The sequence below is a fragment of the Pseudomonas sp. TH10 genome, assembly GCF_016651255.1.
GTDB lineage: Bacteria > Pseudomonadota > Gammaproteobacteria > Pseudomonadales > Pseudomonadaceae > Aquipseudomonas.
Genome location: NZ_JAEKEG010000154.1, coordinates 1 through 12,321 on the forward strand (window position 1 = coordinate 1; position 12,321 = coordinate 12,321).

Genomic DNA, 12,321 nt, shown 5'->3' on the forward strand with positions numbered 1-12,321 from the left:
ACCGCAGATTCTGGTCGTAACCTTCACTGATGCCGCGACTCAAGAACTGCGCGACCGTATTCGTGCGCGTTTGACCGAAGCGGCACAGTGCTTTCTGGAACCTGAGCGCGAACACGACAAGCTGCTGCAGCAACTGCGTGCCGAGTACCCGCCGCAGGAATGGCCCGATTGCGCGCGCCAGCTGCAACTGGCGGGTGAGTGGATGGATGAAGCGGCGGTCTCGACCATCCATGGCTGGTGCTATCGGATGTTGCGTGAGCATGCCTTCGACAGTGGCAGCCTGTTCACCCAGACACTGGAAACCGATCAGAGCGAATTGCTGGCCGAGGTGGTCAGGGATTATTGGCGTCGGCGTTTCTATGAGTTACCGGTGGAGCAGGCCCGAGCCATCAGTGATTGTTTCAAAAGCCCACAGGATCTGGGGGATGCACTCGGTTCGTTGCTGACGCGACGGGATGCGACCTATCAATACAAATCCCAGCCCCTTGAAACCCCTGGCTCGTTGCAGGCGCTACTTCAAGAACCGGGTGAATGGTACGGAACAGTCGGCGAACTGGAACGTAACGCTCGCAAGCTTTGGCTTGAGCATCAGAACGAACTTGAGGAGGTGTTGCGCAGCATTCGTCCTCACATGAGTGGCAATACCTACAGAAAAATCAAACAGGATGACGTCTTCAACGGTCTCCTGAACAAACTGGCGCAGTGGTCCAGGGGGCAACCGGCACCGCACAACGTGCACGCCTTCGGTCAGACAGGCATAACACTGAATGGAAAGGCCGTGGCACCTGAGCATCAGGCGTTCAAGGCGATCGATCTATGGGTCGAACAGCGTGATGCGAAAGTCGATATTCGGGCTCAGTTGCTGCTGCACGCCTTGCATGAAGTGCGTGAGCGCTTTGATGAAGAAAAGCGCCGTCGTGCCGAAATCGGCTTCGATGACCTGCTCAATCGTCTTGACCAAGCCTTGCAGGGCCCGTCCGGCGCTCGTCTGGCCGAGACCATTCGCAAGCAGTACCCGGTCGCCCTGATCGATGAATTCCAGGACACCGACCCGGTTCAATACCGGATCTTCGAAACCATTTACCGCATCCCGGACAACCTGGATGACTGCGGCCTGTTCATGATCGGCGACCCGAAACAGGCGATCTATTCCTTCCGTGGCGCGGACATCTACACTTACCTCCAGGCGCGCGAGGCGACGGCTGGCCGTCATTACACGCTGGGGACCAACTATCGCTCCACCAAGGCGATGGTCGACGCGGCCAACCACTGCTTCCGGTTCGCTGAAGCCCAGCCTCGCGGCGCATTTCGGTTTGCCACAGAAGACCAGGGCAACCCGGTCCCATTCAACAGCGTCCAGGCCAATGGGCGTGACGATGTGTTGCAGATCAAAGGGACGGATCAACCGGCCTTGACCTTCTGGCAGTTGGAAACCGAGGGCGTGGTCAATAACGCCACCTACTTGCGCAAAGCCGCTGAAGTCTCGGCATCGGCGATTCAGGCCTGGCTTGATCCCGCGGCAACCGAGCGTTCGGGTTTGCTGAAAGAGAATGGTGTATTCGTCGCCTTGCGGCCCGCCGATATCGCCATTCTGGTACGTAATCGCAAGGAAGCCGAAGCCATCCGCAAGGCCCTAGCGCATCGACAGCTGGCCAGTGTCTATCTCTCCGACAGGGACTCGGTCTTCGAAAGCGAAGAGGCCAGAGACCTGTTGTATATCCTGCGAGCGTGCGCTCAACCTACCAGCGACCGGCTGGTGCGTGCGGCCATGGCGACCCGCAGCGTCGGGCTGACATGGCAGATCCTGGAGCAATTGAATCAGGATGAGTTGTTCTGGGAACAACAGGTTTTGCTGTTCCGCGATTTTCGGGTGTTGTGGCAACAACAAGGCGTGCTGCCGATGCTGCGAAAGCTGCTTGCCACGTTCAAGGTGCCGGCCCGTTTACTTCTGGAAGATCAGGGTGAGCGGCGCTTGACCAACCTATTGCATCTGGCCGAATGGTTGCAACGCAGCGCAGCCGAACTCGATGGCGAGCATGCGTTGATCCGCCACCTGGCCGAGCAGGTCGATGGCCAGAGCGAAGAAGAAATTCTGCGCCTGGAAAGCGATTCGGACCTGATCAAGGTCATCACCGTGCACAAGTCCAAGGGCCTGGAATACCCATTGGTGCTGCTGCCGTTTGCCTGTAGCGCCAGGGCGATCGATGGCCGAAGCACAACACCGCCCATGTTCCACGACGACAAGGGTCTGGTGATCGAGCTGATCAAGGGCGATCTGGCCAAACCGGCACAGGCGCTTGCCAACAATGAGCGCATGGGCGAAGAGATGCGCCTGCTCTACGTTGCCCTGACCCGAGCCCGTTATGCCACCTGGATCTGTGTGGCGCCCCAGGGCTTCAAGGCTGGCGGTGCATCGACGGACCTGCACAAGGCAGGTCTGGGCTACATGCTAGCGGGTGAGAAGCCGATCGCAGCGGTTCAATTGCCTGACGTGGTTGCAGCGTTGGCCAGCGGCTGCACAGACATTGCAGTGTGCGCAGCCCCGGTGCCGTCCGATGCTGTGCATACGGCGCCAACGCCACCGCCGGTGGGACCGGCATTGCGCCCCCTGCACAAACTCGCGGCGAACTGGTGGATCGCCAGTTACTCGGCCTTGGCCATTGCCGACGGTAATGTCCTGATGGGGGCGCAGCCGGGTGTCAACCTTGAGCCGGCGACCGCGCTGGAAGCCAACTTGCAAGAAGAGGACGAAACTGAAGCCTTGCCTGCAGGGGCCGGGATTCACGGGTTCCCTCGTGGCGCAGGACCGGGCACCTTTCTCCACGGACTGTTCGAATGGGCCGGCCGCGAAGGTTTCGCCAAGGCCGCTGGAGATCCGATCACCCTGCATAACACCGTTGCCCGACGCTGCAACCTGCGCGATTGGGAAACCTGGATCGAGCCACTTTCCGCCTGGCTAGGCAGCTATCTGAATGCACCGCTGCGGTTCAACGGTACCCAATGCAAGCTCTCGACTCTGAGCACCTATCAGGTCGAGATGGAGTTCTGGTTTTCCAGCCGATCGGTGAACGTTCAGCGCCTCGATGCACTGGTGCGTCAATACACGTTGGGTGGTGCACCGCGCCCAGTACTGGCTGCCAACGAGTTGAACGGCATGTTCAAAGGCTTCATCGACCTGACGTTTGAACATCAGGGTCGCTACTACGTGGCGGACTACAAATCCAACTGGCTGGGCAGCAACGATCAGGCCTACGACGCCGAGGCGATGGCCGAGACCATGCTGGACAAGCGTTATGACCTGCAGCTGTGTCTGTACCTGCTGGCCTTGCATCGCCAGCTTAAGCTGCGCCTTGCCGGGTATGACTACGAACAGCACATGGGCGGGGCGGTGTACCTGTTCGTCCGTGGACACCAGGCACCCACCCAAGGTGTGCATTTCGAACGACCGCCACGGCAGTTGATTGAACAACTGGACCAACTCTTCATGGGCCAACACGCGGAGGTCAGCGCATGAGCCAGACCCTTAAGCAGCTGAGCAACAGCCAGCGCAACGTTGATCACCCGCCGTTGTTCGTTGGCGATGCCGACAGCAGCGAGCTGCTGCATCAACTCGACAATTGGGTGAGCCGAGGCTGGTTGCGCGCACTGGATCGCTCATTCGCCACTTTCATACTTGAACAGGATCCCCAGGCCCAGGCCAGTGTGTTGCTGGCTGCCGCGATGACCAGTCATCAACTGGGTCGCGGGCATTCCTGCCTGGATCTGGTCGCTACCCTGCGAACGCCTGACTTTGTGTTGTCGTTACCGCCTGAAGGGGAGGAGGGCGGCCAATTACCGTCGCACTGGTTGCTGGGCCTGGATGTCGCGCAATGGCGCCGGGCGTTGTGCTTGAGCACGATGGTGGAGGATCGGGACGAGCCGCAGCGATTCCCGGAGCGGCCGCTGGTGTTGACCGGACAGCTTCTGTACCTGCGTCGTTACTGGAACTATGAGCGCAGCATTGCCCAGGCGCTGAGCGCCCGTTTGAGTGTGGACGCGGTAACACCGGAAAAACTTTACAGTCGGCTCGATGCCTTGTTCCCTGACACCTTCGAAGTTAACGGTGAACGCCGTAGCGACTGGCAAAAAATTGCCTGTACGCTGGCGGCACGAGGTAACTTCAGCGTCATCACCGGCGGCCCCGGCACCGGCAAGACCACCTCGGTCGTGCGCTTGCTGGGGCTGTTGCAAACACCGGCCGTGGAGGAAAGAAAGCCGCTGCGAATTCGTCTCGCCGCCCCCACCGGCAAGGCAGCAGCACGCTTGTCCGAGTCCATTGGCAAGGCCGTCCGTGAGCTGCCGGTCAGCACCCCGGTGCAGGAGGCGATCCCGACGGATGTTTCCACATTGCACCGTCTGTTGGGCAGTCGACCGGATTCGCGCAACTTCATTCACCACCGGGATAAGCCACTGGAGCTGGATGTATTGGTGGTCGATGAAGCGTCGATGATTGACCTGGAAATGATGGCTTGCCTGCTCGATGCCTTGCCTCGGCAGGCGCGCTTGATCCTGTTGGGTGACAAGGATCAGCTGGCATCGGTGGATGCAGGCTCCGTGTTGGGCGACCTTTGTCGCAACGCTGAAGCCGGCGGCTATAGCGAGCAAACAGTGGCCTGGCTGGAAGCCCACAGTGGCGAGTCGGTCAGCGCTCCGGGGTTGCAGACGGCAGTCGGTGCTGGCGATCCGCTGGCCCAGCAAACCGTCATGCTGCGCTACTCCCGACGCTTCGACGCCCAGCAGGGCATTGGGCGTCTGGCCAAACTGGTCAATGAGAAAAATGCCGCCGAAGCACGAAGCCTGCTTGATCAGCAATTGCCTCAGCTGTTCAACCTCAAGCTGCGAGGCGAGCATGATGCCGCACTCACCGAGTTGATTATCAACGGCAAAGGCGATGCTCCTGGTTATCGCCATTACCTTGAGCAGCTACGAGACCAGCGTCCTGCGAAAGACACTCCCTGGGACAGTGCCCTCTGGGCCGGTTGGGCTGGCAAAGTATTGGGCGCCTTTGATGAGTTCCGTCTGCTCTGTGCGCTGCGTCGCGGGCCTTGGGGTGTCGAGGGACTGAATCAACGAGTGGCCGCCGAACTGGGCCGCTGTGAGTTGTTGTCGGGGGACCAGGGTTGGTACGAAGGGCGACCGGTACTGGTCACCCGCAATGATTACAGCCTGAGCTTGATGAATGGTGACATCGGCATTGCTCTCTGGGTACCGGGTCCTTCTGCAGAACGGGTTCTACGTGTGGCCTTCCCGCGAAACGATGGCAGCGGCGGCGTACGTTTCGTGATGCCGAGTCGGCTGGTGGAGGTTGAGACCGTTTTCGCCATGACGGTGCACAAGTCCCAGGGGTCGGAGTTCAACCATACGGCTCTGGTATTGCCCGATGCGCTGAACCCTGTGCTGACCAAGGAGCTGTTGTACACCGCCATCACCCGTGCCAAGCAATGGTTCAGCCTGGTCGAAGCCAGTCCGGGCGTATTTGAAGGGGCGGTGAGTCGCAATGTGCAGCGAACCAGTGGGCTGGCGCTGCAACTGCAAGATGAGCTGGCAAAACTTCAACGCACCTGAGTGGGTGCGTTCAGGCATTTGTAGCCTGGGTACTGGGCTTCAGCGGTGACCTTTGCCATGGCAGAGGTCACCGCTTGAACCGTGATGGTGAAGTTGGCTTGGGGGCCGGCGGTGGCAACCACACGTTGCATGAAGGCTTTGTAGGTTTTCATGGCGCTGTCCTCGATGGCGATGGGATTACGCTGCTTCACCGTTGCCGCGCTTGCTGGTGATCTTTACCGCTCGACCGAGCGCGAAGAGCACCATGTCGATGTTCACCACGAATCCAGGTTCGGCATCCTGACGCTCTTTGAAGTGCTCGCAGAGCCAGCGTTTGTAGCGTTCGATGCAGGCGACATCCTTGTCCCAGTTGATCTTCTTGCGAATGGTCTTGATCTTGGAAAAGTCTGGGTCGTTGATCTGCTCATAGAGTTCGAAGGCACGAAGCACGTGCTGATCGACAATGGATTCCGAGCGATCAGCCAGGTGCCGACCGAACTGTCTGAATACCTGGCCTGGGCCGTTAGTCAGCGATGTTGGTCTGACATCGGCTGCACCTTTGATGATGTGCGCCACCTTTTGCAGGTCGCCGTTTTTCCAAACCAGGGCGTAGAGCAGCTTTTCCAGAGGAGTTTCCAGTTTGGCGCTGAGGTCCGCATGCAAGCGAAGATCGTTGCCAACCTTAGTCATGAGGGAACTGATGTCGTGGTCCGTCAATTTCAACTGCAATTCTGGGTACTTGTTGCGGTCCATCTGCCATTTTTCCAGCAGGGGATCGGACGTCAGTATCTTTTTCAGGTCGGACACTTTGTCGGCGTTCAGTATCTCGGTGAACGTGGTTTCCACCAGCTTCAGGGCTTCCAGATTATTCAATATCGCGTTCTCTCGTGGGGTCTGATACAGAGCTTGACTCACTCGTGCGACAGATCATGTCGCACTGCGTCAGGGCTCGGTATTTTTTGGAGTTGAGTGCCAGCGGCAAGGTTGTCGCGAACAGGGCAGTCGAAAGGGACCGGTATCAGTCATACAGCCAGGGTTTCAACTCCTTTAGGTTCTCCACCACGATCTGTTGCGCCTCTGGTTTCGGGTCCATGTTCTTTGGATCAATCTGATAGCGCTGCAATACATACTTGACCAACGCCTGGCGACAGGGAATCTGCAGTCGCCCATCGACCATCCCGAAATCCTCCTGGATTATCGCTTTTTGCATCACCGTCAGACGCTCATCGGGTTTGATGATGACGTTGACTTCGCTATTCCACTGGTCGTCGTCCGAGAGGCCATTCTCGGTCTCGCCGTCCATCAGTTCAGGAACCCCACGCAGTCGGCTCAGTACAAAGTCCCGGTACTCGCGGTTTTTTCGCAGTAGGCGCGCACATGCCAGCGCATGCCTGTGTAAACCAGCGTATGCGGTGCAATGGTTCGCCCTTCAGGTTCGGGACTGTTGAGCGAAACGTAGTCGATGTCCAGGCGTAGATGCTCCCGGCAAGCCTTGAGCAGTGGGCGCAGTATCTCGGCCTTGATCGAGCGATCAGGCACCTCCAGTACTTTGGTATGGGCGTAGGCCAACGCCAGCCCCTCGACGTGTGGCGCTCGAGCATTGTTCTGGTAAAGCAGGTGCAGGTATGCGCTGGCGCTGTCGTCGATGAACAGTGGCTTGAACTGTTTACTCGGCACGTACCCCTTGATCTGTCGATCATATGTAAGGTTTTTAGGCGCATGCTCGGTGATGTAGGTGTTGATGTCCTTGGATGCCTGCTGACGGCTAATGCCGAAACTCTGCGTCAAGTGCACCGTGGTCAGCCGGCCTTCCCACCATGCGACGGTTTCAATCAGACGATAGCGAAGGGCGAGGTCCCAACGGACCTGCGCGATGGTTTGCTTGCGTTTCATGTCGCCTCCATGTGAGTGAATACTTTACCTGTATAAGTCTACATTCTAGACGTGTCGTTTAACACTACATATCGTGACTCTGGCAATTTTGGAGTTGACGACATGAGGGACATGTTTATGGATGGTTGGGATTGGACGGCGTCGGTAGCGATGCTGATGCTGTTGATGATCCTGCTGATGCTTTTGGTGCAGTATCTGCAGACTAACAAAGCCTGGAGATTGCTCGAGCATTGGCATGCGACCACGAAGGAGCGCCAGCAGCGGCTGAGCTGGCACGCCGAAGAGAATCGTGAGTTGAAATCGGCGCTTCGGGCGGAGAAGGCTCATGTGGAGCAGCTGCAGCGCAAGGTGGAGATTCTGCAGGCTTTGCTGCCTTAGGTGTGAGGTACGAGGGCCTTTATTCAAGGTCCTCGTGATTGGCGCCGATACGTTGTAAACATCAGGAGGAACGCATGCTCGATTCGCTGGAAATTTGCAGGCTACTGGAAGGCCATGGTTGCAGCTTGAAGTACAAAGAAAAGGCCTACGCTAGAGGCTATGAGCATCCTGCGCTTGAGTACCCGCTATTCGTCAAGCATAAAGCTATCGGCGCCGTGGGACTCCAACCTTTGGTTTTGCACCCGGCATACCGCAAGTCAGTGCATTGGGAGCAAATCAAGGCATTGACGCAGGGCGCTCCCAATGAGAACTATAAAAGCACCAGCCTCGAAGTATTTCCGCGCGCGCTGGACTCAACGAGCAATACCGGTATAGCGGTCAATTGTGCGGATAGTGACGACTTGCGCAGCCTGTTCGCAGTGCTTACTGGCGAATCGACGGCCATCGATCAAGGATTGGAAGATGAATTCAGCCTGATTGAGATATTCGAGCAATCATCATTTGGGCAGCAAATTGAGAGTACCGAGCGCGAAGCCATTATTCGAGCGCGGGTAGGACAAAGCGTTTATCGCCAAGCTCTGCTCAAGCATTGGCAAGGTTGCGCCGTTAGCGGTATAGCGCTTGCTTCCATGTTGCGTGCTTCTCACATTAAGCCCTGGCGTGACGCGACGCATCTGGAGCGCCTCGATCCCTTTAACGGACTGCTTCTGACGCCCAACCTGGATCAAGCCTTTGACCAGGGGCTGATCAGCTTCACCGACGAGGGCGATATTATTATTGCGCAAACCTTGACCGCTGAACTGCAACGGGCACTTGGTATTACCCCGCAATGCCGGTTGCGTAGCCTTCATGACCGTCATTTGAACTACTTGGCCTGGCATCGCGAGCACGTATTCAGTGGCTAGTGGCTCGTGTTAATCGTTTGCCTGAAAGGTGATGGGCCAGGAGCCAGTGTCACTGCCTGGACTCTCCTAGGAGGTGGTGTAACTCCGCATGCAAATATTTATCAGAGACGGTATTGGGCGCGGTCGCCTAACAAGACAATAAGGGGCATGACTGGTGGCGGTAGATCTGAAGGATAACGCAAATCTGAAGGCAGCCTGTGAGGCGGTATTGGCTCACAATCGTGAGCTGCCTTGGTATCAGAGCTGGCTGAAAAAGCTGTCGGAGTTCCTTCGTAAAGTACAAGACGCTGATCAGGAGGAGTTTTGTAGTACAGCGTTTCAAGAGCTGCTGTGGGAAAGTGAGGTCATTACAAAAACGGGCATGGGCACGGTCAATGTGTCTGAGGTGATCGCCGATCCTGGAGTCGCCGAATGCCTTTGGAGTATTCGGGCATCGCTCAAAACTGGTGATATTCACCTTCAAGATCAGGTGCTCAAGGAAGGCTGGCGCGAGTTGAACCAACTAGTTGCTCCTCCCCTTGTGCGACGCAATCCGAGGCTTAAAAGTATCGTCTTTTTGCAGCGTTGTGCCCAACCGAACTGACCACACTCGCTCACTACCCGAAGTTGCGTACTTTGGCTTCGTTGATAGGTGTAGGAGGCACCGAGCGTGAGCTTTCTCTGCATCGGAGTGTGCTTGAGCGCCTGGACGATGTTTTGGGTGAGCGAGAAAAAGGACTATCAATACCGACGCTGGAGCGCATGACTCTGCCTTGGCTGCTCTACATGAAATTCGTAAGGGAGCAGGAAACCGAGGCCACGGAAATCGCAGACCCCGCTACAGGTCAGGAGCGCTTGAATCCTTTACCTGCTGAGCGCCGACGTCGCGGCATGCTCGCCATTGGCGGTGGTATCGCGACCATCAGGGCGATCATTGAGTTCGCCAAAGAGGGATGCAAGCGAGAAGATTTGGTGGAGCACATGCGCTCGATCAACCCAAGTCACGCGACTTCGAGTATCCGAACACAACTCAATTCACTCATTGCCGAATGGGGTGTTCTGCGGGCTCAAGGCGACGAAATCCATCTGACACCGCGAGGTGAGGGACTGCTAGATTCTGGCGAACCTGATGAAGTATCGGACTGGTTGCTGACCCGCGTTCTCGGGTTTGATCACATGCTCTACGCATTGCGAAGCGGCCCAATGTCCGTCAGTGCGTTGAATGACGCGTTGAGAAAGGTCAACCCCGGGTGGACCAGCGATCGAGCATTGACCAGTCTGACCTTTTGGCTGCGTGCCCTGCAATTGGTCGAAACCCGTGCAGACAAACTGCTGCACCTGACCGAACTCGGTGAAACCTGGGCAGCGCAAATCTACTGGGAACCCCAATCACTTACTCCAGAGGCTGGGGCCGTTTCAACCAGCGTGGTGCCATACAGTGAGGAGGCTGTGCCGTTTGAGCGACCCTCGCTGGAAACCATCCAGCGTAGTTTCCCCGAAGATATCGCCTTTCCGATCGGTCTTGTTGCTCGCCTTGACGCGGGACTCTGGAGCCATCCGCGCCGTCACTTCGCCGTACTCACAGGGCTCAGCGGTGCTGGTAAGACGGTACTGGCTCGGGGGTATGCGCTTGCGTTGCATGAGGGGCAAACTCACCCGTCAGAGGGCCTGCTTACAGTCCCCGTCCAGCCAGGTTGGCATGATCCCTCTTGCCTTCTGGGTTACGTCAATCCATTGAATAGCGAGAGCTATGTTCGTACGGCATTTGTCGATTTCCTGCTTAAGGCCAGTGCCGACCCCGAGCGTCCATACACGGTTGTGCTCGACGAAATGAACCTGTCGCACCCGGAGCAATATTTGGCACCACTGCTTTCGGCGATGGAGACAGGTGGTCACATTGAGCTCCATGCTCAGGACAATGACATCAGCGGGGTGCCGGCGACCATCACGTATCCAAGTAACCTGGTGATCATTGGTACCGTGAATATGGATGAAACGACCCATGGCCTGAGCGACAAGGTGCTCGACCGGGCGGCAGTGATTGAGTTTTGGGACATCGATGTTGAAGCGTTCCCCGGGTGGAAAACCAGTGCTTTGTCTGAGGCGCAAATTACCAAAGTCCGTGACACGCTCAAGGGACTGGCCAAGGCCTTGCGCCCGGCACGCCTGCATTTCGGCTGGCGCACCATCCACGATGTCATCGGCTACATCGAGCAGGCCGAACGCGGCGGTGTGATTGATTTCGATGCAGCACTGGATCAAGCCATCTACGCCAAAGTCCTGCCAAAACTTCGCGGTGAAGACACACCTCGAATTCAGGCCGCCTTCGCAGACAGCCGTACCCTGTTGCGGGATATGAAGCTGGCGGATTCGGCAGCCAAAGTCGGCGACTTGCAGGATGATTTGCGCTCATTGGGTTCTGCCCGGTTCTGGCGGTGAAACATGGCGAATATCCGATGCGTTGACAAACAGGGAAGCACGTTTACGGTCAGCCCCGAGGCGTTGATTTCGGGGTTCATGGAGCGCGGCACTTATTATTTCGAGACTCTCCCCGAGTCCCGCTTGTTCGTTGATGATGAACCGTTGGAAAGCTTGCGCCATGAGGCGTTTGACGCGTGGCGATGGGAGCCGGGTTTTTATGCGGGAAAAGTCATTGCTGAGTTGGTTGGTACTGGCGGCAAAGTTTTAGCGACCTACCACTTTGATGTGGCTCCGGATCAAAACAAGCTCGGCGAGACTTCGTTTGCCGCGATGCTCGACGAACTCCTTGCCTTTGATCCACGTTTACTAATGGGCAACGAATACGCCCAGTTGGAGGTGGGTCGTGAAGGTCTGACCAGCAGCCCGCACCTGCAATATGCTCGACTGAAACGTTATGGACCGGCGTTGTTGTCAGCGTTTACCGAAGTCTTGCGCAAGCCGCTGACACGGTTGCACCGAGAGCGCACATTACGGCCAGCACACCAATTGCGTCGTATCGATCGCCAGACCCTGCGTAGTGCCTTGCAAGATCCTGCGGCGACGGCGTTGCTCTATAACCTCGAACAGGCCAATGCCACTGGTGAGGTATTGCACTTTGATGTGCCCACAGTGTTCGAAGACCTGGATAATCCAGCCAATCAGGCTTTGGCTGTTGTGCTTGGCGAAATCCTACGACGTAGCCGTCACGTCATTGCCGCGTTGCAAGAGATCATTGAAGACGAGGGCGACACGGGGGCTCGCTCCGCGTTGGTTCCTCGGCTTGGACGGCGGATTGAGTTCCTCGAAGGCTTGCACAGTGGCCTTCGTAGGATCCAACGCAGTGAGCCGTTTTGCTCCCTGCGTCAGCCTCGTATTACCGCTGCCGGGCTCAATGCTATTTCCGCTCATCCAGCTTACGCTCGGGCTTATCGCCATGGATGGTATGTGCTGCGTCCTGGTATTGACGGCAGTAGCGAGGAGAGCGCTTATGGATCAGCCCTACGTGGGAGATATACGAGCGTTGGGTGCTACCTCCAGGTGGTGGCCATGATGAAGTCGATCTATCCCGACCTGCATTGGCGTGATTGTTGGCCCGGTTCACGCGTGGACGTCGTACGTTGTG

The 12,321-nt window shown here is 57.2% G+C and carries 9 protein-coding genes and 1 pseudogene; 7 read left to right on the forward strand and 3 right to left on the reverse strand.

Annotation, left to right across the window (positions count from 1 at the left end; all coding sequences use genetic code 11):
• Together recB and recD are read left to right on the forward strand one after the other, a co-directional pair.
• A partial coding sequence (recB, locus tag JFT80_RS20965) for an exodeoxyribonuclease V subunit beta (protein ID WP_201149170.1) occupies positions 1–3,514 on the forward strand: 3,514 nt, incomplete at its 5' end.
• Complete coding sequence (gene recD, locus JFT80_RS20970; RefSeq protein WP_201149171.1) at positions 3,511–5,604, forward strand: exodeoxyribonuclease V subunit alpha; 2,094 nt, start codon at positions 3,511–3,513, stop codon at positions 5,602–5,604. The genes recB and recD, both read left to right, overlap by 4 nt.
• On the opposite strand, the gene JFT80_RS20975 is transcribed toward recD, so the two are convergent.
• From JFT80_RS20975 to JFT80_RS20985, 3 genes and pseudogenes are all read right to left on the reverse strand, one after another.
• On the reverse strand, positions 5,592–5,756 hold the full coding sequence (locus JFT80_RS20975; RefSeq protein ID WP_017528830.1) for a hypothetical protein: 165 nt from the start codon (positions 5,754–5,756) through the stop codon (positions 5,592–5,594). The two genes, recD and JFT80_RS20975, sit on opposite strands and share 13 nt — an antisense overlap.
• A gap of 25 nt (positions 5,757–5,781) precedes the next feature.
• Positions 5,782–6,456 (reverse strand): hypothetical protein, encoded by a 675-nt coding sequence (locus tag JFT80_RS20980; RefSeq protein ID WP_207187857.1) that lies wholly within the window; start codon positions 6,454–6,456, stop codon positions 5,782–5,784.
• A gap of 145 nt (positions 6,457–6,601) precedes the next feature.
• A pseudogene (locus tag JFT80_RS20985) lies at positions 6,602–7,476 on the reverse strand (WYL domain-containing protein).
• A 102-nt stretch (positions 7,477–7,578) separates the two neighbouring features.
• Here JFT80_RS20985 and JFT80_RS20990 point away from each other — a divergent pair.
• The 5 genes from JFT80_RS20990 to JFT80_RS21010 all read left to right on the forward strand — a co-directional run.
• A complete protein-coding gene (locus JFT80_RS20990) occupies positions 7,579–7,854 on the forward strand; it encodes a hypothetical protein (protein ID WP_017528827.1) in 276 nt (91 codons plus the stop codon).
• Between the two features lie 74 nt (positions 7,855–7,928).
• A complete protein-coding gene (locus tag JFT80_RS20995; RefSeq protein ID WP_201149173.1) occupies positions 7,929–8,759 on the forward strand; it encodes an HNH endonuclease in 831 nt (276 codons plus the stop codon).
• A 154-nt stretch (positions 8,760–8,913) separates the two neighbouring features.
• A complete protein-coding gene (locus JFT80_RS21000; RefSeq protein ID WP_201149174.1) occupies positions 8,914–9,342 on the forward strand; it encodes a hypothetical protein in 429 nt (142 codons plus the stop codon).
• Positions 9,343–9,431: 89 nt separating this feature from the next.
• Entirely contained in the window at positions 9,432–11,177 is a 1,746-nt protein-coding gene (locus JFT80_RS21005; protein ID WP_201149175.1) for an McrB family protein, read from the forward strand.
• Between the two features lie 3 nt (positions 11,178–11,180).
• On the forward strand, positions 11,181–12,321 hold a 1,141-nt coding region (locus JFT80_RS21010), incomplete at its 3' end, for a DUF2357 domain-containing protein (RefSeq protein WP_201149176.1).

Coding starts and splice junctions, on each gene's coding strand:
- JFT80_RS20990 (WP_017528827.1), top strand. CDS start 7,579: ATGAGGGACATGTTTATGGATGGTTGGGATTGGACGGCGTCGGTAGCG.
- JFT80_RS20975 (WP_017528830.1), bottom strand. CDS start 5,756: ATGAAAACCTACAAAGCCTTCATGCAACGTGTGGTTGCCACCGCCGGC.
- JFT80_RS20995 (WP_201149173.1), top strand. CDS start 7,929: ATGCTCGATTCGCTGGAAATTTGCAGGCTACTGGAAGGCCATGGTTGC.
- recD (WP_201149171.1), top strand. CDS start 3,511: ATGAGCCAGACCCTTAAGCAGCTGAGCAACAGCCAGCGCAACGTTGAT.